Annotated in this window: 23 protein-coding genes; 16 read left to right on the top strand and 7 right to left on the bottom strand. The window is 72.2% G+C overall.

Features of this window, described 5'->3' with window-relative positions:
- Positions 1 to 139: 139 nt before the first annotated feature.
- From AC0L6F_RS10000 to AC0L6F_RS09985, 4 genes are all read right to left on the bottom strand, one after another.
- Positions 140 to 841, bottom strand: a complete 702-nt coding sequence (locus tag AC0L6F_RS10000; protein WP_473537771.1) for a YceI family protein — start codon at positions 839 to 841, stop codon at positions 140 to 142.
- Positions 842 to 886: 45 nt separating this feature from the next.
- Complete coding sequence (locus tag AC0L6F_RS09995; RefSeq protein ID WP_473537770.1) at positions 887 to 1,351, bottom strand: hypothetical protein; 465 nt, start codon at positions 1,349 to 1,351, stop codon at positions 887 to 889.
- A gap of 2 nt (positions 1,352 to 1,353) precedes the next feature.
- On the bottom strand, positions 1,354 to 3,942 hold the full coding sequence (locus AC0L6F_RS09990) for a PEP/pyruvate-binding domain-containing protein (protein WP_473537769.1): 2,589 nt from the start codon (positions 3,940 to 3,942) through the stop codon (positions 1,354 to 1,356).
- A 77-nt stretch (positions 3,943 to 4,019) separates the two neighbouring features.
- A complete protein-coding gene (locus AC0L6F_RS09985) occupies positions 4,020 to 6,977 on the bottom strand; it encodes a helix-turn-helix transcriptional regulator (RefSeq protein ID WP_473537768.1) in 2,958 nt (985 codons plus the stop codon).
- A gap of 43 nt (positions 6,978 to 7,020) precedes the next feature.
- Here AC0L6F_RS09985 and AC0L6F_RS09980 point away from each other — a divergent pair, with 43 nt between their 5' ends.
- The 3 genes from AC0L6F_RS09980 (at position 7,021) to AC0L6F_RS09970 (ending at position 8,849) form a co-directional block, all read left to right on the top strand.
- The gene (locus AC0L6F_RS09980) at positions 7,021 to 7,143 is read left to right on the top strand and encodes a hypothetical protein (RefSeq protein ID WP_473537767.1); all 123 of its coding nucleotides are present in this window, start codon (positions 7,021 to 7,023) and stop codon (positions 7,141 to 7,143) included.
- A gap of 223 nt (positions 7,144 to 7,366) precedes the next feature.
- The gene (locus tag AC0L6F_RS09975; protein WP_473537766.1) at positions 7,367 to 7,753 is read left to right on the top strand and encodes a nitroreductase family deazaflavin-dependent oxidoreductase; all 387 of its coding nucleotides are present in this window, start codon (positions 7,367 to 7,369) and stop codon (positions 7,751 to 7,753) included.
- 64 nt (positions 7,754 to 7,817) lie between these two features.
- On the top strand, positions 7,818 to 8,849 hold the full coding sequence (locus tag AC0L6F_RS09970; protein WP_473537764.1) for a pirin family protein: 1,032 nt from the start codon (positions 7,818 to 7,820) through the stop codon (positions 8,847 to 8,849).
- Between the two features lie 195 nt (positions 8,850 to 9,044).
- Here AC0L6F_RS09970 and AC0L6F_RS09965 read toward each other — a convergent pair whose 3' ends face one another.
- Complete coding sequence (locus AC0L6F_RS09965) at positions 9,045 to 9,437, bottom strand: phage holin family protein (RefSeq protein ID WP_259613016.1); 393 nt, start codon at positions 9,435 to 9,437, stop codon at positions 9,045 to 9,047.
- A 210-nt stretch (positions 9,438 to 9,647) separates the two neighbouring features.
- Here AC0L6F_RS09965 and AC0L6F_RS09960 point away from each other — a divergent pair, with 210 nt between their 5' ends.
- From AC0L6F_RS09960 to AC0L6F_RS09935, 6 genes are all read left to right on the top strand, one after another.
- Complete coding sequence (locus tag AC0L6F_RS09960; protein ID WP_274636391.1) at positions 9,648 to 10,367, top strand: DUF1684 domain-containing protein; 720 nt, start codon at positions 9,648 to 9,650, stop codon at positions 10,365 to 10,367.
- A 68-nt stretch (positions 10,368 to 10,435) separates the two neighbouring features.
- Positions 10,436 to 11,953, top strand: coding sequence for an ABC transporter substrate-binding protein (locus tag AC0L6F_RS09955; protein WP_473537762.1), 1,518 nt, complete (start codon positions 10,436 to 10,438; stop codon positions 11,951 to 11,953).
- Positions 11,954 to 12,004: 51 nt separating this feature from the next.
- The gene (locus AC0L6F_RS09950) at positions 12,005 to 12,958 is read left to right on the top strand and encodes an ABC transporter permease (protein ID WP_274636389.1); all 954 of its coding nucleotides are present in this window, start codon (positions 12,005 to 12,007) and stop codon (positions 12,956 to 12,958) included.
- A complete protein-coding gene (locus AC0L6F_RS09945) occupies positions 12,955 to 13,824 on the top strand; it encodes an ABC transporter permease (RefSeq protein ID WP_274636388.1) in 870 nt (289 codons plus the stop codon). Before AC0L6F_RS09950 ends, AC0L6F_RS09945 begins: the two co-directional genes overlap by 4 nt.
- Positions 13,821 to 14,633, top strand: a complete 813-nt coding sequence (locus tag AC0L6F_RS09940) for an ATP-binding cassette domain-containing protein (protein WP_473537760.1) — start codon at positions 13,821 to 13,823, stop codon at positions 14,631 to 14,633. Before AC0L6F_RS09945 ends, AC0L6F_RS09940 begins: the two co-directional genes overlap by 4 nt.
- Positions 14,630 to 15,445, top strand: coding sequence for an ABC transporter ATP-binding protein (locus tag AC0L6F_RS09935; protein WP_473537759.1), 816 nt, complete (start codon positions 14,630 to 14,632; stop codon positions 15,443 to 15,445). The genes AC0L6F_RS09940 and AC0L6F_RS09935 overlap by 4 nt, the downstream gene beginning before the upstream one ends.
- A gap of 143 nt (positions 15,446 to 15,588) precedes the next feature.
- On the opposite strand, the gene AC0L6F_RS09930 is transcribed toward AC0L6F_RS09935, so the two are convergent.
- Together AC0L6F_RS09930 and AC0L6F_RS09925 are read right to left on the bottom strand one after the other, a co-directional pair.
- Complete coding sequence (locus AC0L6F_RS09930) at positions 15,589 to 16,206, bottom strand: hypothetical protein (RefSeq protein ID WP_473537757.1); 618 nt, start codon at positions 16,204 to 16,206, stop codon at positions 15,589 to 15,591.
- Positions 16,203 to 17,261 (bottom strand): OmpA family protein, encoded by a 1,059-nt coding sequence (locus AC0L6F_RS09925; protein WP_473537756.1) that lies wholly within the window; start codon positions 17,259 to 17,261, stop codon positions 16,203 to 16,205. The genes AC0L6F_RS09930 and AC0L6F_RS09925 overlap by 4 nt, the downstream gene beginning before the upstream one ends.
- A gap of 231 nt (positions 17,262 to 17,492) precedes the next feature.
- Here AC0L6F_RS09925 and AC0L6F_RS09920 point away from each other — a divergent pair, with 231 nt between their 5' ends.
- The 7 genes from AC0L6F_RS09920 to AC0L6F_RS09890 all read left to right on the top strand — a co-directional run bounded on the left by AC0L6F_RS09920 (position 17,493) and on the right by AC0L6F_RS09890 (position 25,259).
- Positions 17,493 to 18,599 (top strand): histidinol-phosphate transaminase, encoded by a 1,107-nt coding sequence (locus AC0L6F_RS09920; protein ID WP_473537754.1) that lies wholly within the window; start codon positions 17,493 to 17,495, stop codon positions 18,597 to 18,599.
- Between the two features lie 4 nt (positions 18,600 to 18,603).
- Positions 18,604 to 19,752: a thiamine pyrophosphate-dependent dehydrogenase E1 component subunit alpha gene (locus AC0L6F_RS09915; protein ID WP_473537752.1), complete on the top strand. Its 1,149-nt coding sequence runs from the start codon at positions 18,604 to 18,606 to the stop codon at positions 19,750 to 19,752.
- A gap of 77 nt (positions 19,753 to 19,829) precedes the next feature.
- A complete protein-coding gene (locus AC0L6F_RS09910) occupies positions 19,830 to 20,795 on the top strand; it encodes an alpha-ketoacid dehydrogenase subunit beta (protein WP_274638473.1) in 966 nt (321 codons plus the stop codon).
- A 121-nt stretch (positions 20,796 to 20,916) separates the two neighbouring features.
- On the top strand, positions 20,917 to 22,236 hold the full coding sequence (locus AC0L6F_RS09905; protein WP_473537750.1) for a dihydrolipoamide acetyltransferase family protein: 1,320 nt from the start codon (positions 20,917 to 20,919) through the stop codon (positions 22,234 to 22,236).
- 185 nt (positions 22,237 to 22,421) lie between these two features.
- Positions 22,422 to 23,372, top strand: a complete 951-nt coding sequence (locus AC0L6F_RS09900) for a metal ABC transporter solute-binding protein, Zn/Mn family (RefSeq protein ID WP_473539989.1) — start codon at positions 22,422 to 22,424, stop codon at positions 23,370 to 23,372.
- 205 nt (positions 23,373 to 23,577) lie between these two features.
- Positions 23,578 to 24,399: a metal ABC transporter ATP-binding protein gene (locus AC0L6F_RS09895; protein WP_473537749.1), complete on the top strand. Its 822-nt coding sequence runs from the start codon at positions 23,578 to 23,580 to the stop codon at positions 24,397 to 24,399.
- On the top strand, positions 24,396 to 25,259 hold the full coding sequence (locus tag AC0L6F_RS09890) for a metal ABC transporter permease (RefSeq protein ID WP_473537748.1): 864 nt from the start codon (positions 24,396 to 24,398) through the stop codon (positions 25,257 to 25,259). Before AC0L6F_RS09895 ends, AC0L6F_RS09890 begins: the two co-directional genes overlap by 4 nt.
- Positions 25,260 to 25,271 lie beyond the last annotated feature (12 nt).

Genomic DNA, 25,271 nt, shown 5'->3' with positions numbered 1-25,271 from the left:
CGCACACTGGCCAGTGCCGGCCCGCGTACGCCGGGCGTGCCCGCCCGCGCACGCCAAACCACATCAATTCGCCCACTGCACATCAATCTCGGCCGAAACTCATGTGCACTCGGCCAGATCGTACGATTTCGCGGAGGGGTCAGCGGGTGAGGGTGAGGGAGAACTCGACGAAGCCGGAATCCTCGACCTTCACGAAGCCGAGGTCCGGGGCCCGCACGCCGTAGTCGGCGAAGCGGATCGGGATGCTGCCGGCCAGCTGGACCCGCGCGCCGTCGAAGACGGCATCCATCGTCACCGTGACGGTGCGGGTGGTCCCGACCAGGGTGAGCTCTCCGGTCGCCGTCACCGTCTGGGCGGCGCCCAGGTGCGGGGCGGACGCCGCGACCACCGGCGCGGTCAGCTCGAACGTCGCGGTCGGGTGGCGGGATGCCTGCATCGCCGTACTGCGGAAGTACGAGTCGCGACTGCCCTGGTCGGTCGTGATCGAGGCGACGTCGACGGTGAAGGATGCCGCGGTCACGGATTCGCCCGCGACGGTCACGGTTCCGGTGACCTGATCGGTGCGCCCGTCCACCGTGACATCCGTGCCGTTGAGCACCTCGTCGACCCGGTACCCCGCGTACGACCCCTCGCCCACCCGCCAGTCGCCCTGGACATCGGCGGCGGCGACGGCCACGCCGCCGGCCGCGCCGGCCGTCACGGTCGGGGTGGGATCGGGCGCACCCACGATGACGTCGCGGTAGAACGCCGGGCCGACGATCGCGACGGCCGCCCCGGCCGCCACGACAATGCCTGCGGTCACCAGCAGGCCCGCCTTCGCCCGCCGGACGCGCTTGGTCATCCCCCCACGGTAGGCACACCCGCTATGAGCGGGATCTGTGTGAGATCAGTGTGTCCGCAGCGGGTGCAGTGATCGATCCACGGTCAGCCACACGAACCCACCCGTGATGCACATGCCACTGAAGGCATGCAGTGCGCCGAACCATGGGCTGACCCCGAAGCCGAGCCCCACCAGCGGTCCCTGCACGGCGAACAGCAGCACCGCGAGCACGAGCGGGATCACCCAGCCCTTCCAGCCGGACCGTGCCAACAGTCCACAGATCAGCAGCGCGACGGCGAGATAGGACAGCACGGTGCCGTTGGTCACGTGCATGTCGAACGCCGCACGGGCCACAGACTCGTCGGTGGCGGCGGTGCCCACCCAGAACCCGTAGGCGGCGAACGCCACCTGCAGCGCGCACGCCACCATCCCGATGACCGCGCCGATCAGCTCCAGCCGGTCGAACAGCACCCGCCAGCCGGGCATCGACTGCACGGCGGCGTCCGGCCGCTCCTTCGTCGTCGTCATCATGATCAGACCTCCTCGTTCCCCATCGCCTCGTTCTGTGTTGACGGAGCGGCGATGATCCGCCCCGACGATCCATCGACGGTCACGCGCTGACCGTCGTGCAGCATCCGCGTCGCCGCCCCCGTGCCGACGACGGCCGGGATGCCGTTCTCGCGCGCGATGATCGCCGCGTGCGACAGCGGTCCGGCGTGATCGGCGATCAGGGCTCCGGCGCTCGCGAACAGCACAGCCCACCCCGGATCGGCCGTCGCGCACACCAGCACATCCCCCGGCTCGACGAGGTCGAGGTCGGCCTCGCCCGCGATGAGGCGCACCGGGCCGGTCCATCGGCCGGGGGACGCCGGGATGCCGCGGGCCAGCAGCTCCTCCTCCCCGGGGTGCCCGTCGTCTGTGCGCAGCCCGTTGCCGGTGCCCGCATCACGGACCCAGAGGATGGCCCGATTCACTTCGCGGGCCGCCGTCGGCAGGCCGCGCAGGTCCGGGAGCGGAGCAACCGGTCCGACGTGCGCCGGGCCGGGGTGAACGCGCACCCACGCTCGCTCGGCCTGCGCCCGGGCGACCCGCGAGGAGATCTCGTCCGCGGTCAGCGTGCCGATCAGCGCCGCCCTCAGATCGTCGAACGTCAAGTGGACGGCATCCTCGCGGCGCCCCAGCGCGTCGCGCTCCACGAGCCGCGTGCCGATCTCCAGCGCGGCGATGCGCAGCAGCCCGCCGAAGGTCGATCCGGTGCGGGCGGCGACGTCGTCGCGCATGCCGTAGGCGTCCCGCGCGTCGTGCAGAATCCGGACGAACCGGTCGCGGGCGCCGGGGGAGGCATCCGTCATCTCCTGATGCGCGCGGGTCAGCGCCTGCGTGGCGACCGCCTCGCTGCGATTCGACCCTGTCGCCTCCGACCCTGTCGCCTCGGACGCGGTCGCCCCGGACGCCGCGGCGAACGCGTCGCGGACGAGGCGCGCCAGCAGGGCAGGGCGCTCGGCCAGCACGGGCGAGCCCGGGTCGTCACTGATGCCACGCAGGGCATATCGATCGCACCACGCGGCGAACCCCGCCGCGAAGCGCGGGGCGAGCAGTTCCAACTCGCCGGGCATCTCGCGCCAGGATCCGGTCACGGCGGTCCGCTCGGCCTCGGGAGCGGCCGCGGCAAGGCGATGCAACTCGCGAGCGGGTACGGAGCTGGCCGGAGACGACCCCGCAAGCAGGGCGAGAGAATCGCTCGTCGACCACCCGAGCAGATCGCGGCACAGCACGACGAGCCGGTAGACGGGCAGCGTCTCCGGCACCATGACGGCGAAGTGCGCGGCCATCGCCCGCGTGGCCTCGGCACGGACCCGGTCGAGGTGCGCCGCCAGCGCCGTCTCGTCGAGCACGGCGAGGTCGACCGCCCGCAGACGCTCGGCTGCGCCGTCGCATGCTGGCCCAAGTTCGCGCCGCCACCGCTCTCTGCGCTCGCGCAGGGCAGCGGGTCGAAGCATCCGCCGTGCCCGTGCGCAGGTGGCGCGCAGGTCCGGCTGCACCCGGGCGAGGATGCCGAGCGCCCACCACGGCGGCGGCCCCGACCGGTGCGCGCCGGCCGTCGCGACCGATACGTACAGCTCGCCGCCGATCTGCCGCACCTCGACCTGATCGGCCAATGCGCCCGCCTCGTGGAAGGCCGCCGACAGCCCGGTCGCGATCAGCGCCGGCGCCAATGACGCGCCCAGCGCGGTGAACGGCTCGGGGTAGCGCTCGGGGTCCTTCGCCCACGTGCGTCGCGGCGGCAGCGACGCCGCCGGAGGGGTCGGCAGCGCGGTGATCGGACGCGCCTGCAGCACGACGAGGCGCCCGTCGGCGAACGCCCACTCCACGTCCTGCGGCCGGCCCGCCAACTGCTCGATCCGCCGGGCGAGCGCCGCGATCTTTTGCGCCTGACCCGCCGTGAGAACCCCGTGTCGGACGCGGACGGCGTGGGCCGCCTCCCCCGCGACGGCCCACTCGTCGGGGTCCGCGGTGCCCGCCGTGACCGGGTCGCCGATCCCCGCGACGGCCGAGATCACCACCTGTCCGCGGTCACCGGTCACCGGATCGGCGGTGAACGCCACGCCCGCGGCATCCGCGTCCACCTGCCGCTGCACGAGCACCGCGATCCGCGCCGCAGCGCCGCGACCGCCGATCCCGAGGGTGGCCGCCCCGGCCCGGCACCAGGTGACGGCGTCGCGCAGCGCGGTCGCACCGCGCACCCCCAGCACGGTGCGGAACCGGCCGGCCGCCGACCCGTCGGCGCGGTCCTCGGCGACCGCAGACGAGCGGACGGCGAACGTCTGCTCCGGCGCCGCGGCGGCGATAGCGGCGATCTCAGCGTCGATCTCGTCACCCGCCGCGGCGCCGTCGCCGGCGAGTGCGGCCGTGGTCAGCACGGTGCCCTCCGGCACCGGGAACCCCGCGTTCGCCAGCGCGCCGAGGGTCGCGGCCTTCGACCCGACCACGCGGCGGCCCCAGTGGGCGGCCTGGGCGAGCGGCACGGTCAGCGGCGCGACCGGGACGTCCGACAGCGAAGGGTGCACCACGGCCGACGCCGCTGCGCGTCCGCCGCGTCCGCCCCGCTCGATCTCGGGCATCCGGTCGCCCCCTCTGCTTCCCCTGCATCCTTTGATGCATCGTGCTCCTACACCGGCGGACGCCGCCATCGGGAGAATTACGTATCGCTGGTGCGGGACCCGCCGGACGGCGCGGACGTCGGGGCCGCAAGACCGGTGTCGACGAGGTACCGCGTCAGTCCCACCCGTGACCGGAACCCGAACCGGCGGTACACGTGATCCAGGTGCGTGGACACCGTGCGAGGGCTGATCGAGAGCCGATCCGCGATCTGAACGTTCGTCATCCCGGCGGCGACGAGCCGTGCCACGTCGAGCTCACGCGCGCTCAGCGCGGGACCGGCCGAATCAGACGCGTCCGGCGGCGCCGGTCCGGACGAGGGGGTGGTGCCCACGGTCAGCGCGCCCGCGGTCGTCGCCCGTCGGTCGGGAACGGCGGAGGCCATCCGTCGAGACCGGGCGGCCAGCGTCACGTAGCCGAGGTCGTCGAACCCGTCGGCCGCGGCGTCGAGCAGAGCGATGGTCTGCCGCGCCACGCCACCCGCGCTCCGCCCCTGGTGCAGCTGCTGCAGCCCGCGCAGCCACGCGATCACGGTCGTGGGCAGGACGGTGCGGCACGAGCGGATGCCGGCGACCCGATCGATGAGCCCGGACAGATGCTCCGGATGCCCGGACTCGGCGTGCGCGCGCCCCAGCAGGACAATGCCGATCAGCGGCTGCCAGCCGACGGCGGGGTGGCCGAGGACGTGGACGCGGGCCACGGCATCCGCCGGCCGCCCCTCGGCGAGTGTGACCGCGATGTCGGCGAGCTCGAGCGTGGAGATGACGTTGCGGTCGGATTCGAGGGTCGATGCCGCCGCGCGCCGGGCTTCGTCGACGGCGGCGCGCGCCGGCGCGAGGCGCCCCGCCTGTGCGAGTGCGAGGGCGTGCGTGCTGAGCGCCGAAAGGACGATCCGCGGCTCGTGCGCCCGCAGCGCGATCTCGACCATCCGCGCGGTGAGGGGGAGGGCGCGGTCGGGCCGTCCGTGTGCCAGCTCGACGAACGCGATGCGGCTGAGCGGCCATCCCTCCATCAGGGGCACCCCGTGCGCGAGCTCCAGGCTGGCGCGGCTGTGGGCGAGCAGCCGATCGAGGTCTCCCTGGATGGCCGCGGTGACGGCGAGCTGATCGTGCGCGCGGATCTGCAGCGCTTCGTCGCCGTCGGCGTCGTCGAGCGCACGCTGGGCCAGACTCTCCGCCCGGACGAAATCCGTGTGGGTCAGCAGTCCGGCGGCGCGCACGAGCTCGACCCGTCCGGCGGCGACGCGCGTGCCCAGGTGGGCCGCGACCCCGTCCAGCGCGGTGGCGATCGCCTGCAGCTCGTCGTTCTCGCCCAGGCGCACGGCCGCCACCGCGCGCGAGTGCAGCACCGCGGCGAGCGTCTCGGTGGGCTCCAGACCGTCGAGTCGCGCCTCGGCCGCGCGCAGTCGCGCCTGGGCGGCCGCCACATCTCCGTGCGCCCAATCGACCTCCGCGCGGTCCCGGGCCACGGCCGCCTGGCCGATCGGGTCGGCGGCCTCCTCATAGGCGGCGGCGGAGCGGTCCCAGGCGAGGCAGGCCGCCTCGTCGTCGCCGGTCTCGTGCAGGCAGCGTCCGCGGACCAGGTGCAGCCGCGCACGCGTGGCCGGCCGCATGCGGTCCGCGTGCGCCGCGGCCGGCTCGAGCAGCCGCACCGCCGCGCCGACCCCGCCGATGCGCTGCAGGCGCTCGGCCTCGTCGAGGATCAGCCCGCCCGCCTCGTCCGGATCGAGGAAGCCGATGCCGGCCAGCGCGTGTGCGGCGGCCGCCCCGGGCTCGACGGCGCGGACTCCGAGCCCGTCCCCCGGATCGGTGCGCGGGCCGCTCAGCGCATGAGCGAGTCGGGCGTGCAGCGCTGCGATCCGCACCGGTGGGAGCGCAGCCACCGCGACGTCCCGCAGGATGCCGTGCGTCAGCATCCATGCCCCCGCTTCGTCCTGCCGCACCATACCCGCGACCATGAGCCCCGCCAGCGGATCGGCCAGGTCGGTGCGATCGTGTCGCGACACGACCGCGAGTGCATCGGTGGACAGCCGGCCACCGATCGCGAGGGCGTCCACCAGGCGGTGCGACAGCTCGTCGAGGTCCGCGAGCCGGCCGCGTACCGGAGCATGGATGTCCGCCGGCAGCGGCAGGTCCTGTGGATCGGACGCCGCCCGCCCGGCGAGATCGCGGCCCAGCGCCGCGAGGAACAGCGGTCGCCCGGCGCAGTGCGCGACGACCCGACGGCGCAGCGCCACGGGCAGGCGGCGTCCGGCAGCGGCATCCACGATCATCCCGGCCGCCTCGTCGTCCAGCGGGTCGGGGGTGCACGCGGCCACGAACCAGCCGTCCCGCTCGAACGCGGCGCCGAGTCCGTCGACGGCCGCCAGATCGTCGCCCGGGTGCGCGGTGGCGACCACCAGAACGGGCTGATCAGCCAGCAGCGGCGCCGCGTATTCCCAGAGGCGCATACTCTGCCGGTCCAGCAGTGGGAGGTCGTCGATCAGCACGGCCAGCGGCGTCGGCGCGGCCAGACGGGTCAGCAGCTGTGCGAAGTCCTCGAGGATCCGCGCGGCCTCGAACCGCGGGTCGCCCCGAGGCCGCGTCGCAGTCGCGTCGACGCCCGGAACGACGGCGGCCAGCGCGCTGAGTCCTCGGGTCAGCTCTGTGCGCACCGACGGCTCCTGCTCCCGGAGAAAGGCGGAAACGATCCGGGCGAGCGCACCGTAGGGCAGTTCGCGATCCACCGGGTCGACATGCACGGACAGGACGCAGAACCCGGATGCCGCGGCCGCGGCCATGGCATCCTCTGCCAGTGCGGTCGCCCCCATCCCCAGGGGGGCGACGATCCGCACGAAGCAGCCGCGCCCGCCCGCCGCCTCGGCGAGCGCCCCGGCCAGCTGGTCCCGCTCGCGGGCGCGACCGACGAGGACGAGCGCGGTCTCAGCGGCAGGGACAGAGGGAGAGGCAGTGGCAGGGGTCGAGCCCGGCGACAGGTGTCGGTCACGCCCCAGTGACATAGCTGCATGCTAGACCGCCCCGCGTTCCCACACGATCCCGTTTGTGGTCGCCCTGATCGCCGGGACGATCGTGACCGCGCTGCTCCTGGTCGCACTGAAGCGCTTCGTCGGCCGGCAGGTCGATGCGGTCCAGCCCGCGGCCGTGCCGGCGGCCGTCGTCGCCTGACGGCGGTCGGCGGTCGGCTGACGCCGGTCGGCTCACGCCGCCTCATCTGTCGCTGTTGCACACTCCCCGGCGGATATTCGTGCAACAGCGACAGATGAAGGCGCCCTGGGAGGTGGGCCGGGGCGGATGCCTCGGTGAGGCGGGGCCGTGCGCGTAGGCCGGGGCGGATGCCTCGGTGAGGCGGGGCCGTGCGCGCCAACCGCCGCGGGTGCATCCTGGAGGCATGAGTGAGCAGAACCGGCGTCCGTCGGCGCAGCGGGCGTTCACGCCGGTCGCGAAGGCGCTCGCCGGGCGCCGGTGGTTCCCGCTGTGGGCGGTCATGCATCACCGCGGGCGCCGCAGCGGCACAGTGTACGAGAATCCGGTCGCCATCGTGCCGGTCGTCGATGAGAGCGTCATCCTCATCGGGCTGCCGTGGGGTCGGAAGACGAACTGGGCGCGCAACGTCGTCGCAGCCGGAGGGGCGATCCTGACCTGGAAGGGGCGCGACATCGTCACGAACGCGCCCCGCATCGTCGCGGCCGCTGAGGCGGCATCCCTCACCAAGCCGCTGTTCCGCGGGGTCGTGCGCCGGATGCCGGCGGCGATCGTCCTCCGGCACGGGGAGTGACCCGAGCGATCCGGCCGGCCGCGGCATCCTTGCCGCCCGCGCGTCCCCGGGCGAGGATGGGGCCATGAGCAACACCGAGGCGCACCCGCAGGAGATCGTCGCCCACGACGGGGGACTGCCGGGGCCGCGATCGGCATGCGCCGACGGCGCGCCGGTCGAGATCATCGAATCGCGCGAGGTTCCCCTCGGCGGCCCGCGCGCGATGACCGTGCGCCGCACGCTCCCGCAGCGCCAGCGCTCGATGATCGGCGCCTGGTGCTTCGTGGACCACTACGGCCCCGACGACGTGTCGACCTCGGGCGGCATGGATGTCGCGCCCCACCCGCATACCGGACTGCAGACCGTGAGCTGGCTGTTCGAGGGCGCGATCGACCACATCGACTCGGGCGGCAACGTCGGTCTGGTGCTCCCCGGAGAGATGAACCTGATGACGGCCGGCACCGGAATCTGCCACTCCGAGGTCTCCACCGCCGAGACCACGACTCTGCACGGCGTGCAGCTGTGGCTCGCGCTGCCCGACGCCGTGCGCAACGCCATCGGGCGTGTGTTCGAGCACTACGCCCCCGAGCCGGTGGCCTTCGACGGCGGGTCGGCGCTGGTGTTCCTGGGCAGCCTGCTGGGTGCGGCATCCCCCGTCGACGTGCACTCTCCGCTGGTGGGCGCCGAGATCCGCCTGGCGCCGGCCGCCACGCTCGTGCTGGACGTCGACCCGGGATTCGAGCACGGCGTGCTGGTGGATGCCGGGGACATCACGCTCGAGGGAGTTCCCGTGCCGCGCGCCACGATCGGGTACACCGGCATCGGCAGCGCCCGGCTGCGGATCCGCAACGAGGGCACGACCGATGCGCGGCTCGTGCTGATCGGCGGCGCACCGTTCGACGAGGACATCGTGATGTGGTGGAACTTCGTCGGCCGCGACTCGGACGAGATCGCCCGGTTCCGCCAGGAATGGCAGGACGAGGGCGACCGGTTCGGCCGGGTCGAGGGATACGTCGGGCTCGGCGGACCGGGCGGCCTGCAGCGCCTGCCCGCCCCCGCCCTGCCCGGGCTGCGGCTGCGCCCGCGGCAGAACCGTCCGCCGCACGTGCAGGGCTGATCCGGGCTCGTCGTCCGCGGGCGGGCCACAGGGCGGACGGATGCTGCTCCCCGCCGCGCCCTGCTGCGTCCCGCCGCGCCCCGCCCCGCTCCGGCTCATCTGTCGCTGATGCACGGCGGTCGCAGCATCCGCGTGCAACGGCGACAGATGAACGCCGAGTCAGTGTCGCCGAACCGGGCGACCCGAGGCCCGGGCTCAGCGCCGGCGCTGCGGGCGGAGGATGATGCCGAGGATCCAGTTGATGACGGTGATCAGCAGCGCCGCCACGACGCCCCACCAGAACGACTCGACGCGCAGACCCCAGTTCCACCAGTGCGTGAGCCAGGCGGTGATCCACAGCAGCAGGCCGTTGATCACCAGTGAGATCAGGCCGAGCGTGAGGATGTAGAGCGGGAAGGCGACGATCTTGATGATCGTGCCGATGATCGTGTTCACGATCGCGAAGATCGCCGCCACGATCAGCAGCGTGAGCACGAACTGCAGCGTGTCTCCCGGCGGGAACGCGATCACCGTCACGGTCAGCACCGGGATGAGGGTCGCGACCCAGATGGCGAAGGCGTTGATGACGACGCGGATGAGGAAGCGCATGCGGTCAGTCTGACATGCGGGATCGGCGGATGTCTCGGCCGGCGCGCGTGCAGAACTCCGGAAGAATGCGCCGCCGCGCGGCCGATCACCGGCGTGTCGCGGCGGACGGCTCGAAGTGTCCGGAGTTCTGCACGGGAGGCGGCGCCGCCTGCCGGTCACAGGCGGTAACACGCGCGGAGCCGCCGGCCGTGACGGGGAGAGAATAGAAGGATGGACTCGATCGACAGGCAGCAGCACGAGGCGTGGCACCGCGAGCGCCTCGCGTCGGTCACCTCGGCGCGCGGCAACCTCGCCCTGGTCGAGACCCGGTGGTATCCGGCGGGCACCACGATCCCCGCCGAGCAGCTGCGCGACCCCGACGAGGACGGGGTGAGCATCACCGCCCTGCGCCGCACCGACCTCGAGACCGGCCTGATGCAGGAGGGGTTGCGCCGCTGGGACGCGCACTCGCCGGCGATCGCCGCCTTCACCGACATCGGCTGCTACCCGTACGACCCCGCCTGGGTGCTCGAGGGCCGCTACACGCCGCTGGCGGCGGGCCACACCGTCTCGTTCGAGCACATGCGCGACAACGGGCGCACCCGCGACCTGGTCGTGCCGGGCCGGATCGACGTCGAGATCGCCGGGCAGGACTACCAGCTCAGCGCATTCGACGACGACGGCACGCTGCTGCTGGTCTTCGCCGATCCCACCAACGGCGCCGAGACCTACGGTGCCGGGCGGTTCCTGTTCATCGAGCGCGCCGCGGACGGCTTCGCCACCGAAGGTACCGTGACCCTCGACTTCAACCGCGCGTTCGTCCCGCCGTGCGGGTTCAGCGACCAGTACAACTGTCCGTTCCCGCCGCCGTCGAACCGCATCGGCGTCCCGGTGCGCGCCGGCGAGAAGCTGCCGCTGTTCGCACCGGATGCCGCGGCCGACGGCCGCTGAGAACGCGACGTGACCTGGGCGCAGCATCCCACCAGGTCGACCCGATGACATACCCGAGAAGGAGAACCATGCGCACGGCACGTCCGATCGCCATCCTCGCCCTGGCGGTCGCCGCCGTCACCGTCCTCGCCGGCTGCGGGGCCGGGGCGTCGCAGAACCCGTCCGCCGCGGGCGGATACGACAAGGAGGCGACGATCCAGGTCGGCTCGATCTACGAGCCGCAGAACCTGGACAACACCGCCGGCGGAGGCCAGGGTGTGACCGAGGCGCTGAACGGCAACGTGTACGAGGCGCTGTACAAGCTCGGCGACGACGGCAAGGTCACGCCGCTGCTCGCGGCATCCGAGAAGCACTCCGACGACGGACTCACCTACACGTTCACGCTGCGCAAGGACGTGACGTTCCACTCCGGGCAGCCGCTGACCGCCCAGGACGTGAAGTACAGCATCGAGAAGGTGCTGGCCCCCGACTCGCAGTCGGCACGCAAGGGCGACCTCGCCGTGATCGCCTCGGTGCAGACCCCCGACGACGCGACCGTCGTGATCACCCTGTCCAAGCCCTCGATTTCGCTGATCTACAACCTCAGCTACGTGTGGATCATCCAGCGCGACGCGAAGGACCTGAAGACCACCGAGGACGGCACCGGGCCCTACACGGTGTCGGACTGGAAGCAGGGCAGCGCCCTGACCCTGACCCGATTCGACGACTACTGGGGCACCCCGGCCACCAACAAGCAGGTCGTCTACAACTACTACAAGGACTCGACCGCCGAGAACAACGCGCTGCTGTCCGGACAGCTCGACATCGTCACCGGCGAGCAGAGCCCGGACGCGCTCACCCAGTTCGAGAACAACCCGCAGTACAAGGTCAACGACGGGTCGTCCACCACCAAGCTGCTGCTGGCGTTCAACGACAAGAAGGCGCCGTTCGACAAGACCGCGGTGCGGGTCGCGATCACCCGGGCGATCGACCGCAGCGCGCTGCTGAACTCGATCTGGGGCTCCTACGGCAAGGTCACCGGATCGATGGTGCCGCCCACCGACCCGTGGTACCAGGACTTCAGCGCGCTCTACCCGTACGACCCCGCCGAGGCGAAGAAGGAGCTCGCCGCGGCCGGCTACCCGGACGGCTTCAGCTTCACCCTGGACACCCCCAACTACGACCCGCACCCGCAGGCGGCGGCGTTCATCAAGGAGCAGCTGTCGAAGGTCGGCGTGGACGTGAAGATCAACATCATCACGCCCGACGAGTGGTACACGAAGATCTACCAGAACCATGATTTCGCCGCCACGATGCAGGAGCACGTGAACGACCGCGACGTGGTCTGGTACGGCAACCCCGACTTCTACTGGGGCTACGACAACCCGGATGTCACGGCGCTGATCGCGAAGTCCGAGCAGGCCAAGACGGCCGACGAGCAGACCGCCGACCTGAAGCAGGCCAACGAGCTCATCGTGAAGGACGCCGCCAGCGACTGGCTGTACCTGTACCCGCAGATCGTCGTGGCCCGCACCACGCTCAGCGGATACCCTGTCAACGGCCTGAACTCGCAGTTCTTCGTGTACGGGATCAAGAAGCAGGGCTGATCGCAGGGCGCCGGGTCACGGCATCCGCAGCCGGGGGAGGAGGGGCGACCGATGCTCGCGTACATTCTCCGGCGCCTCGTCTTCCTGCTGGTGTCGCTGGCGGCGGCGGCCGTCGTCACGTTCGTGCTGCTGCGGATGCTGCCGGGTGACCCGGCGAACGCGCTGGTCGCCGTCGGCGCCACCCCCGAGCAGATCGCGGCCGCCCGGCACGCGATCGGCTCGGATCAGCCGCTCCTGCAGCAGTTCGCCACGTGGGCGGGGCAGATGCTGCGCCTCGACCTCGGCTCGTCGTTCGTGAGCAGCCTGCCGGTGGGCCCGCAGATCGCCCAGCGGCTGCTGGTGACCCTGCCGTTGACGCTCATCGCGTTCGTGCTGGCGATCCTGATCGCCGCCCCGGTGGGGTTCGTCGCCGCCCGCTACAGCCGCAGCTGGGTCGGGGTGGTGTGCTCGGCGGTCTCGCAGCTCGGCATCGCGGTGCCGGTGTTCTGGATCGGCATCCTGCTGGTGTGGGCGTTCGCGCTCGGCATGCGGGTGCTGCCGGCGGGCGGCTTCCCGCAGGCGGACTGGGCCGACCCGGCCGAGGCGCTTCGGTCGCTGACCCTGCCGATCATCACCATCGCGCTGGTGATGTCGGCCTCGATCGCCCGCTACGTGCGTTCGGCGTGCATCGAGGTGATCGGCAGCGACTTCCTGCGCACCTTCCGGAGCCTGGGCGCCAGCTTCGGCAGCGCGATGCTCCGGCACGGCCTGAAGTCGGTGGCGGTGCCGCTGGTCTCGGTGCTCGGGATCGAGCTGGCCACCACGTTCCTGGGCGCCGTCGTGGTCGAGAACGTGTTCGCGCTGCCCGGGCTGGGCTCGATGCTGGTCACCGGCATCGCCCAGCACGACTACCCGACGATCCAGGGCGTGATCCTGGTCACCACGATGCTGGTGCTGATCGTGGGCTTCCTCGCCGACCTCGTGCAGAAGATGCTCGACCCCCGGCTGCGGGGAGCGCTGCTGTGACGGCGCCGGTGGTGGATGTCGCGGCCCAGGTGGATGCCGCGGCGCGCCGCCGCGACCGGCGGTGGTCGGCGACCGCCACGATCGGTGCGGTGCTGGTGGGCATCGTCGTCGTGGTCGCGCTCGTCTCGCTGGTCTACCTGCCCTACCCGCCGGCGCAGATCGGCGGCGGACGGCTGACCGGCCCCTCGCCCCAGCACTGGCTCGGCACCGACACGCTCGGGCGCGACCTGCTCTCCCAGCTCATGGTGGGCGCGCGCATCGCGCTGCTGGCCGGGGCCGGCTCGGCCGCACTCGGCGGCGTGCTGGGCATCGTGCTGGGGCTTGCCGCCGCGTTCGCGCAGCGGTGGTTCGACGACGCCATCGCCGCCGTGCTGGACGTGCTGATCGCGTTCCCGGCGCTGCTGCTGGCGATGCTGGTGGTCGCCGCCCGCGGCGCCACGCTCGGCTCGGCCATCCTGGCCATCGGGCTGGCTTGCAGCGCGATCGTCGCGCGGCTGACCCGGATCCTCGCCAAGCGGGTGCTCACCCAGCAGTACGTGACGGCGGCGCGCACCTCGGGCACGCGCTGGCCCGGCATCATCTTCCAGCACATCCTGCCCAACATCTGGCCGACCCTGGCGGTCATCGTGGCGCTGCAGTTCGGGCTCGCAGTCCTGGCCGAGGCGAGCCTGTCGTACCTCGGCCTGGGGGCGCCGCCGCCCAACGCGTCGTGGGGCAGCCTGCTGCAGCAGGCGCAGGGGACGGTCTACGTGGCCCCGCTCGGGGCGATCGCCCCCGGCGTGGCGCTGATCGTGCTCGTGCTCGGGATGAACCTGCTCGCCGACGGGCTGCAGGACGCCTTCGACCCCACCCGGAGGCGGCGATGAGCGATCCGGTGCTGAGCGTCGAGCACCTGACCATCCGCGCCGGAGACGGGCGGGTGCTCGTCGACGATCTGACCCTGCGGGCCGAGCGCGGCCAGCGCCTCGCGCTGATCGGCGAATCCGGGTCGGGCAAGTCGCTGACCAGCCTGGCCATCCTCGGACTGCTGCCGGAGGGCATGACCGTGACCGGCAGCATCCGGCTCGGCGGGCAGGAGCTGGTGGGCGCGCCCGACCGGATCGCCCGGGCCGTGCGCGGCCGTCGCGTGGGCATCGTGTTCCAGGAGCCGCTGACCGCGCTGGACCCGCTGATGCGCCTGGGGCGACAGCTCGGCGAGGCGATCGGCCGGGCCGCATCGCCCAAGCCCGGCCGGCGGGCACGGGTCGAGGCCGTGCACGAGGCGCTGCGCGCCGTGCGGCTGCGCGACCCCGAGCGGATCGCCCGCGCCTACCCGCACGAGGCGTCGGGAGGGCAGCGGCAGCGGGTGGCGATCGCGATGGCGCTCGCGTCGCGTCCCGACCTGCTGATCCTGGACGAGCCGACGACCGCACTGGATGTCACGGTCCAGGCCGAGGTGCTGCAGCTGCTGCACGCGGTGGTCGACGACGACCGGACCGCCACCCTGTTCGTCAGCCACGACCTGGCGGTGGTCGCCGAGATGGCCGACACCGCCATCGTGCTCCGCGACGGGCGCGCGGTCGAGACGGGTCCGGTCGGCCGGCTGCTGACCGCGCCGCAGGAGCCGTACACCCGCCGCCTGGTGGGCGCGGCGCGGGCGCTGGACCGGGCGCTGGATGCCGGGGGCCCGGCATGAGCGCGCTGTACGAGCTGGACGAGGTCGGCTTCCGGTACCGGTCCGGCCCCGACGTCCTGGCCGGCATCTCGTTCGCCATCCAGCCCGGGGAGCACGTCGGCATCGTCGGCGAGTCCGGGGCGGGCAAGTCGACGCTGCTGCGGCTGCTGCTCGGCCTGAGCGCGCCCACGGCCGGGACGGTCCGCGCCGACGGGACCGCACTGCAGACCGGGGCGGGCGCGCGCATGCGTGCACACCGTCGTTTCGCGCAGCCGGTCTTCCAGGACCCCTACTCGTCGCTGGACCCGCGCCAGCGCATCGGCCGCACGGTCTCGGAGCCGCTGCGCTCGCTGGGTGTGGCATCCGGTGCCCGCGCCGAGGAGCTGGCCCGCCGGACCCTCGTCTCGGTCGGGCTGGAGGGCGACACCGCCGACCGGTACCCGCACCAGTTCTCCGGAGGACAGCGTCAGCGGATCGCCATCGCTCGCGCGCTGGTCACGAACCCGCGCGTGCTGCTGGCCGACGAGCCGGTCTCGGCGCTGGACATGGTCACCCGGGTGGCGATCATCGACCTGCTGGAAGAGCTCGGCGGCGGCCGGGCCGGCAGTGGCGGCGGCGAGGCCGGCGGCGAAGGCGAGGCCGGCCGCACGCCGGTGACGATGGTCGTCGTCTCGCACGACCTCAGCATCGTCGCTCGGCTGTGCCGCCGGATCATCGTGCTCGAGCAGGGGCGGATCGTCGAACAGGGGCCGACGGCATCCGTCCTCGCGGCGCCCGCGCATCCCTACACGCAGCGCCTGCTCGGCAGCGTGCCGCGGCTGCCTCCGGCCTGAGCTCAGGGCTCCGGATCCCCTGCGCGAGATCGGGGAGATGTCTCGGAATCTGGCGCGCAGCGGAGCATATTTCCGATCTCGCTGGGTGTGAAGCGAACGGGAGGCGGCCGAACAGCGAGCGGCCGGCTCAGCGAGCGGCCGGCTCAGCGAGCGGCGTCGCGAGAGACCGGGACGGCCTTCATCGTGGTCATCCCGGGGATCGTGACGTCGACGGCGTCGGTTCCGTCGGGCAGCGGCGGCATGATCATCGACACCAGGATGCCGGTGCCGTCGGCGCTGTCGGGCAGCCCGTCGCAGAGGCAGCCGGTGTTCTGGCCGTCCGCATCCCGGGCGTTCTGGTAGGTGTACGGACGGTACGTCTTGCCGCTCGCGGTGTCGACGAGGCCGATGTTGCGGGTGTCGTGGAACGGGGCGACCGCGAACTGGAACGAGGTGATCCGCTCCTCCTTGCCCGAGGCGGTGGCGATCCGCAGTTCGAGCATCGTCGAGTCGGGCAGCGCCTCGAGGGCGACCACATCGATCGTCACCGCCGTCTTGTCGATCGCGTCGATGGTGCCGTCGGTGTGCGCGATCGACCCGCTCGGGAAGGCGGCATCCGCGATCTTCTTCGACACCTGATCGACCGAGAGGGCGGTCGGGCTGGGGGTGCTCGGCGACGGCGGGGTCGGCGGAGGGGTGGCGGTGCAGCCGGCCAGGACCAGCGCGAGGGCGAGACCCGCCGCAGCGAGGCCGGCGGCCGGGTGCGGCATCCTGCGGTTCACTTGTCCCCCTCGGTCGCGAACGAGACCGTCACGCGGCGGTTCAGCTGCCGTCCCTGTGCGGTGCCGTTGTCGGCGACCGGATCCTGCTCGCCGTGCCCGGCGGTCTGGAAGGTCACGCCGGTGTTCGTCACGAGCGGGGTCAGTGCCGTGCGCACCGACTGCGCGCGCGCCTCGGACAGCGCCTGGTTGTGCGCGTCCGAGTCGACCGAGTCGGTGTATCCGTCGATCATCACGACGCCCGTGCCGTGCGCGTTGATCTTGTCGGCCACCGCCCGCAGCGCGGACTGCGCCTTGCCGTTCAGGGTCGCGCTGTCGTTGGCGAACAGCACGTCCGAGGCCAGGGCGACGGTCGTGCGCGTCCGGCTCGTGGAGGTCGCCGCGACGGGGTCGGCGATATTGGTGGTCAGCGGTCGCGTGGCCTGCTTCACGTCGCCGGCGGCGATCGCGGCCTCGTCGGGCAGCTCAGGCCAGGATCCCAGCGGCACCGGCGCCGCGGCGACCGGTCCCGTCGGGGGCGCGTCGCCGACCGGGATGCCGGGCAGGAACGCGTACCCGCCCATCCGGATGGTGACCGAGCTCAGATCGGCGGGCAGCTCGGGCAGAATCGCGTAGCCCACGCTCGGCGTGCCGTTCGCGTCCGTGCCGGACAGGTCGCCGGCAGAGCTGCACAGGCAGCGCTCGCCCGAGATCAACGGCTGGTAGACGGCGTCGTGCGCGACGTCGACGATGGCCAGGTTCGCGAGAGCCTGGACGGGGAACGGATCGTTCAGCGACTTGGTGTGCATGAAGACCACATCGGCGTCGCCGGTGGAGTTCGGGGCCACGGCGTAATAGACCGCCGTGCCATGCGGGATGCGCGCCACCGCCAGGATGCCGACCCTGATCTGGCTCTCGCCGAGGGCGACCACGCGGTACGCGGTGGTGCCCAGCAGGGGCGCGGTGGCCGAGCCGGGGTCGCTCGGCGGGGGTGTGGATGCCGCAACCGCCGGCGTCGCCAGGCTCAGCATCCCGATCACCGCCGCCGTCGCGGCGATCCCTCTGCGTCCTGGCCTCATGTTCCCCTCCCGACTCCCGTCCCGACGCGGCTGGGTCGCCGGCCGTCAGTGAACGCTAGCCGCCGGCGGCGGATCGCTCCATGGGCACATTTCCCCATCCCCGGACACGCGAAATCGTACGATCTGGCCGAGTGAACATCATCCTGGGCCGAAATTGATGTGCAGTCGGCCAAGTCGTACGATTTCGGCGTCCGAGAGGGGAGGGCGCACGGCGGCTCGTAGACTCGAGGCGTGACCGAAGATGTTCCCGTCCGCATCCGCCCCGAGATCGCGGCCCTGCCCCCGTACCGGCAGGGCAAGCAGGCCGGCGAAGACGCGTTCAAGCTGTCCAGCAACGAGAATCCGTACGAGCCGCTGCCCACCGTGGTCGAATCGCTGCGGCGCACCGTCGGCGTGAACCGCTACCCGGATGCCACGGCCGCCCGCCTGCGGCAGGCGCTGGCCGCGCGGTTCGGCGTCACCCCCGACGAGGTGCACGTCGGCGCCGGCAGCGTGTCGATCCTGTCGCAGCTGATGCTGGCCGCCGCCGGTCCCGGCGACGAGGTCGTCTACGCATGGCGCTCGTTCGAGGCGTACCCTGGTCTGGTCCTGATCGCCGGGGCGACGCCGGTCGAGGTGCCGCTGACCGCGGACGCCCGGCACGACCTGGACGCCATGGCCGCCGCCGTCACCGACCGCACCCGCGCGATCATCGTGTGCAGCCCGAACAACCCGACCGGACCGGTGGTCACCCAGGCCGAGTTCGAGGCGTTCCTGACCAAGATCCCGTCCGACCTGCTCGTGCTCCTGGACGAGGCGTACGCCGAGTTCGTCACCGATCCGGACGCCGTCGACGGCCTGCGCAAGCTCGGCCGCGACGACCACCCCAACGTCGTCGTGCTGCGCACGTTCTCCAAGGCGTTCGGCTTGGCCGGCCTGCGGGTCGGCTACGCCATCGGGCACCGCCGCATCCTCGATGCGGCCCGCTCCACCGCCGTGCCGCTGTCGGTCACGGCGCAGTCCGAAGAGGCGGCACTGGCGAGCCTGGACGCCGAGGCCGAGCTCCTTGCGCGCGTGCACACGATCGCCGCCCGCCGCGACCGGGTCGTCGACGGCCTGCGCGCCCAGGGCTGGGCGGTCCCAGAGGCGCAGGGCAACTTCGTGTGGCTGGCCACCGGCGCCCAGACGATGGAGGCCGCGGAGCGGTTCGAGGGCGACGGATGCATCGTCCGGCCGTTCGCCGGCGACGGCATCCGCGTCTCGGTCGGCGAGGAGGAGTCTGTGGAGAAGGTACTGCAAATTGCAGGATCCATTGTCGAGTCTCTTCCGGAGGGGCATCCGGCGCGACGGTTAGCGTAGAACGGTGCTCCCCACCGATGACGATGTGACCCCTGACGACCCGGGCCTGGTCCGAGTCCTCGATCCGAGCGGATCACTCGCGCCGACACCCGCCGCGGAACCGTATCTCGACCTGGTCGAGGCGCTGCCCGACGCCGAGCTGGAGCAGTTCTACCGCGACATGGTGGTGGTGCGCGCGTTCGACCAGCAGGCCACCAACCTGCAGCGGCAGGGACAGCTCGCGCTCTGGCCGCCGAGCCTCGGGCAGGAGGCCGCGCAGGTCGGCTCGGCCTACGCCGCCCGCACCCAGGATCATCTGTTCCCGTCGTACCGCGAGCACGCGGTCTGCATGATCCGGGGCGTCGACCCGATCGACATCATCCGGCTCATGCGCGGCCTCACGCACGGCGGATGGGATCCGTCCGACCCGGCCTTCGGCAACACCCATATCTACACGCTGGTGCTCGGCTCGCAGACCCTGCACGCCACCGGGCTGGCCATGGGGCTGGCCTTCGACGGCAAGTCGGGCACCGGCGATCCGGACCGCGACGAGGCCGTCATCGTGTACTACGGCGACGGGGCCTCCAGTCAGGGCGACGTGCACGAGGCGATGGTGTTCGCCGCCAGCTACCAGACCCCCGAGGTGTTCTTCCTGCAGAACAACCAGTGGGCGATCTCGGTGCCGGTCGCCACCCAGGCGCGCGTGCCGCTGTCCCGCCGCGGTGCCGGCTACGGCATCCCGTCCGTCCGCCTGGACGGCAACGACGTGCTCGCCAGCTACGCGGTCACCCGTCGCGCCCTCGACGAGGCCCGCGCCGGGACCGGCCCGCGCGCGATCGAGGCCGTCACCTACCGGATGGGCGCGCACACCACCAGCGACGACCCCACCAAGTACCGCACCTCCGACGAAGAGGAATCGTGGGCGCGCCGCGACCCGATCGCGCGGATGCGGGCGTACCTGCGCGGACGCGGGGCTTCCGACGCCTTCTTCGACGAAGTGGATGCCGCGGCCGCCGCGGGCGCCGACGACATCCGCACGCGCACGGTCGCGCTGGGGCCGATCCCGGCCTCGACGATCTTCGATCACGTGTACTCCGAGCCGCATCCGCTGATGGAACGCGAGAAGGCGTGGCTGACCGAGTACGAGGCATCCCTCGAGGAGGGCACCCGATGAGCGCTCCTGTCGCATCGTCCGCCGGGCCGGTGAGCGAGCCGGCGGACGTCGACGGCGGCCCCCCCGCCGTGCAGACCATGCCGTTCAGCCGGGCGTTGAACGCCGGGCTGCGCCGCGCGATGGCCGACAACGACCGGGTGCTGCTGATGGGCGAGGACATCGGCCGGCTCGGCGGCGTGTTCCGCGTCACCGAGGGGCTGCAGGCCGAGTTCGGCGAGCAGCGGGTGCTCGACACCCCGCTGGCCGAGTCCGGCATCGTCGGCACGGCGATCGGGCTGGCGATGGGCGGATTCCGTCCGGTGGTCGAGATCCAGTTCGACGGGTTCGTGTTCCCCGCGTTCGACCAGATCACCACCCAGCTGGCCAAGATCACGAACCGGCATGAGGGTGCGCTGCGGATGCCGGTGGTCATCCGCATCCCGTACGGCGGCCACATCGGCGCGGTCGAGCATCACCAGGAGAGTCCGGAGACGTACTTCGCGCACACCCCGGGCCTGCGGGTGGTCTCGCCGTCCACGCCGAACGACGCGTACTGGATGATCCAGGACGCGATCGCGTCAGACGACCCGGTGATCTTCCTCGAGCCGAAGGCGAAGTACTGGCAGAAGGGCGAGGTCGACCAGGCCGCCCCGGCGCTGCCGCTGCACGCATCGCGGATCGTGCGGCGCGGCACCGACGTGACCCTGGTCGGGCACGGCGCGATGGTCACGACGCTGCTGCAGGCCGCCGCCCTGGCCGAGGGCGAGGGCGTCTCGTGCGAGGTCATCGACCTGCGCTCGCTGTCGCCGATCGACTACGGGCCGGTGCTGGATTCGATCCGGCACACCGGCCGGATGGTCTACGCGCAGGAGGCCCCCGGCTTCGTGTCGCTCGGCGGCGAGGTCGCGGCGACCGTCATGACCGAGGCGTTCTACGCGCTCGAGGCCCCGGTGCTGCGGGTGTCGGGCTTCGACGCCCCGTTCCCGCCCGCCAAGCTCGAGGGCGTGTTCCTGCCCGACCCGGACCGCATCCTCGAGGCCGTCGACCGCGTCCTCGCCTACTGACAAGACCCTCCGCGATGACCGCGAAAGTGCATCTGACGGACGAGAGTATGGGTGATGCCCGCTCTCTCGGCCGTCAGATGCACTCTCGGCACGGTGCTGGCGGGGTGACGAAGGGAACGATATGAGCCCCCAGACCTTCCTGCTGCCGGATGTCGGCGAGGGCCTCACCGAGGCCGAGATCGTCAGCTGGCACGTGGCCCCCGGCGACCAGGTCGCCGTCAACGACGTCCTGGTCGAGATCGAGACGGCCAAGTCGCTCGTCGAGCTGCCGTCGCCGTTCGACGGCACGGTCGGCGAGATCCTCGTGACCGAGGGGACGACGGTGGATGTCGGGACCCCGATCATCACGATCGCGTCGGGCGCGGCATCCGCTCCCGACGCCGTGGTGGGGCAGAGCGAGCACGGCGAGCCCGAGGCCGAACCGGCGACCGAGGGCTCCGTGCTCGTCGGCTACGGCACCGGCGGCCCGGTGAAGTCGCGCCGTCGCAAGCCCGCCGAGCGCCCGGTGCGCGCCTCGGTCGGGGCCGTCGCCAAGCCGCCGATCCGCAAGCTCGCGCGCGACCTGGGGATCGACCTGTCCGCGGTCACGCCCTCCGGCCCCGCCGGCGAGGTCACCCGCGACGACGTCCTGAAGCAGGCGTCGCAGGCCAGTGTCTTCCGCAACATCGAGACCCCCGACTGGTCGCCGGTGCGCGAAGAGACCATCCCGGTCGCGGCGCCGGCCGCGGCATCCGTCGACGAGCGCACCGAGACGATCCCGGTCAAGGGCGTGCGCAAGGCCGTCGCCAGCGGCATGGTGCGCAGCGCCTACACCGCCCCGCACGTGACGGTGTGGACGGATGTCGATGCCACCCGCACCATGGAGCTCGTCAAGCGGCTCAAGTCCTCGCCGGACTTCGCCGACATCAAGGTGTCGCCCCTGCTGATCGTGGCCCGCGCCGTGATCTGGGCCGTCCGGCGCACGCCGATGGTCAATGCGGCGTGGATCGAGACCGGAGACGGCGCCGAGATCCGGGTGCGGCACTACGTGAACCTCGGGATCGCCGCGGCGACGCCCCGTGGGCTGCTGGTGCCGAACATCAAGGACGCGCAGAACCTGACGATGCGCGAGCTCGCCGCGGCGCTGCAGAAGCTCACGCTCACCGCCCGCGAGGGCAAGACCACTCCGGCCGACCAGCAGGACGGCACGATCACGATCACGAACATCGGCGTGTTCGGGATGGATGCCGGAACCCCGATCCTGAACCCCGGAGAGGCCGGGATCGTCGCGATGGGCACGATCCGGCAGAAGCCCTGGGTGGTCGACGGCGAGGTGCGTCCGCGCTGGGTCACCACCGTGGCCGGATCGTTCGACCACCGCGTGGTCGACGGCGACGGCATGAGCCGGTTCATCGCCGACGTCGCCTCGATCCTGGAGGAGCCCGCCCTCCTCCTCGACTGACCGCCGGCCCGGCCGCCGCCCCGACCCGGCCCGACCCGCCCCGGCTGGCCGCCCCGACCCGGCCCGGCCGCCGCCCCGACCGCGAGATGCACTCTCGCCGACAGCGAGGGCGGCGGGGGAGGGGAGCGAGGCGCCCCCGGGCGAGTTGAGAATGATTCTCATTACGGGTTAGGGTGGGGGACGTGATGAGAAACCGCGTGATCTTCGCCGCTGCGATCGCCTCCACGGCCGCCCTGTTCGCCGGATGCTCCGGCCCGACCGCCGCCGACGGCTCGGGGGATGGGCGCATCGCCGTGGTCGCTTCGACGAACGTGTACGGATCGATCGCCGAGGCCGTCGGCGGCGACCGCGTGGACGTCACCTCGATCATCGACTCCTTCGCGCTGGATCCGCACGAGTACGAGGCGAGCGCCCGCGACCAGCTGCGCGTGGCGCATGCCGCGGTCGTGATCGAGAACGGCGGCGGGTTCGACCCGTTCATCGACGGCCTGATCCAGGCATCCGACAGCAAGGCCGCCGTGATCACCGCCGCGACCCTCTCGCCGGAGTACCCCGCCGACGGCGACCTCGACACCCACCGTGACGACGACGCGCACGCCCATGACCACCTCGAGGGGTTCAACGAGCACGTGTTCTACGACCCGGCCGTGATGGCCACGCTCGCCGGCAAGGTCGCCGAGGAGCTCGGCACGATCGACCCGGCGGGCAAGGACGCGTTCGCGACGAACGCGCAGGCGTTCAGGGCCGGCATCGAGAAGATCGACCGCCGCCTGGCCCAGCTGAAGAGCGCGCACGAGGGAACGGGTGTGTTCGTCACCGAGCCGCTGCCGCTCTCCCTCACCGATGCGGCCGGCCTGGACAACAAGACGCCCCCGGCCTTCAGCGAAGCCGTCGAGGAAGGGCAGGATGTCGCGCCCGCGACGCTTCTGGAAGCGCTGCAGATCATCTCGGCGAAGCAGGTCGCCGTCGTGGTCGTCAATGCGCAGGCCGGCGGAGCCGAGACCGACCGGGTGGAGCAGGATGCGAAGGATGCCGGCATCCCGACGCTGCGGTTCTCCGAGCTGCTGCCCGACGGCGAGACCTACCTGACCTGGATGACGGCCAACGTCGACGCGCTCGCCGGCGCCCTGTCCTAGCCTCCGCCGCGACCCGGTCGCAGCCGCCCGCCCTCGCCTCCGTGCCCCTCCCTCGCCCCGTCCGGATGCCGAAACCAGGGATCCTCCGTGACACCCAGTGCATTCCGCCCGGTCTCGCCACGATTCCCCGGTCTCGGCATCTGCTCGGCGTCTGCCGGGCGAAGGTCGCGCACACCCTGAGAACCGTTATCACTAAGGTGGAGTGGTGAAATCCGAGCATTCCGGCCCGCCCCTCGTGATCGAGAACGCGGCGCTGCGCCGCGGCGGCCACAGCCTGTGGTCGGGCCTGGATCTGACCGTCGACCCGGGTGAGCTCATCGCCGTGCTCGGGCCGTCCGGCTCGGGCAAGACCACGCTGCTGCGCGCGATCCTCGGGCTCGACCGGCTCAGCGAGGGCCGGATCACCGCGCTCGGCGAGCCCGTGCACCGCGCCGGCAACCGGCGGATCGGATACATCCCGCAGCAGCGTCCGCTGCCCCGCGACACGGCGATGCGGGCCCGCGATCTGGTGCGCCTGGGCGTCGACGGGCACCGGTTCGGTCCGCCGATCCCGCATCGCGGCGACCGGGAGCGCGTCGACGAGCTGCTGCGCGCGGCCGGCGCGGCGGCGTTCGCAGACCGCCCGGTCGGGCTGCTCTCCGGCGGCGAGCAGCAGCGGCTGCGGGTCGCGCAGGCGCTGGCCGACCAGCCGCGGCTGCTGCTGTGCGACGAGCCGCTGACGAGCCTGGATCTGGCCAACCAAGACGCCGTGGTGCGCATGATCGACCGGCATCGGCGCGAGCAGCAGGCGGCCGTGCTGCTGGTCACGCACGACATCAACCCGGTGCTCGGCAAGGTCGACCGCATCCTCTACCTCGCCGGCGGGCGATTCATGCTCGGCGCCCCGCGCGACGTGCTCCGCAGCGATGTGCTCACCGACCTGTACGGCGCGGCCGTGTTCGTGATGCGGGCCGGGAACCGGCTCGTGGTCGTCGGCGCACCGGATGCCGAGGCATCCCACCACCATCACGAAGGCGAGCACGAATGAGCTGGGGGGATGTCTGGAACGCCATGTTCGGCGGCGTGGCCGACTACGGCGAGATCCTGGCGCTGGTGTCGAACTCCGTGTGGGCGGGGGCCGTCCTCGGGCTCGTGGGCGGCCTGATCGGCGTGTTCGTGATGCAGCGCGACATGGCCTTCGCCGTGCACGGCATCAGCGAGCTCTCGTTCGCCGGCGCCGCGGCCGCCCTGCTGCTGGGCGCGGATGCCGTGACCGGGTCGATCGTCGGATCGCTGATCGCCGCGGGGCTCATCGGGTGGCTCGGCGCCCGCGCGCGGGAGCGCAACTCGATCATCGGCGTCCTGATGCCGTTCGGGCTGGGCCTGGGCATCCTGTTCCTGTCGCTGTATCCGGGTCGCAGCGCGAACCGGTTCAGTCTGCTGACCGGCCAGATCGTCACGGTGCAGAGTGCACAGCTGGGCTGGCTGATCGTGATCAGCGCGGTCGTCCTGGTCGGGCTCGTCCTGATGTGGCGGCCGCTGCGCTTCGATTCGCTCGACCCGCAGGCCGCCGCCGCGCGCGGCGTGCCGGTGCGGTGGGTCTCGCTCGGGTTCATGCTGCTGCTGGGCCTGGTGGTCGCCGTCGCCGTGCACATCATCGGCGCCCTCCTCGTGCTGGCGCTGGTGGTCACCCCCGCCGCCGCGGCCATGCGGGTGGCGACCGGTCCGGTCGCGGTGCCCGTGCTCGCGGCGGTCTTCGGTCTCGTCTCGGCCGTCGGCGGCATCCTGCTCGCCGTCATGGGCGAACTGCCGGTGAGCCCGTACATCACCACGATCTCGTTCGTGATCTACCTGGTCTGCCGGGGCGTGGGCGCCGGCCGCGACCGCGTCACGCGCTCGGCGGCATAGCCCCCGCCGGGC

It is taken from the genome of Microbacterium sp. G2-16M (genome assembly GCF_055809115.1).
The sequence above is the reverse complement of the archived record's forward strand: the minus strand, read 5'-3'. Positions and strand labels throughout refer to the sequence as shown.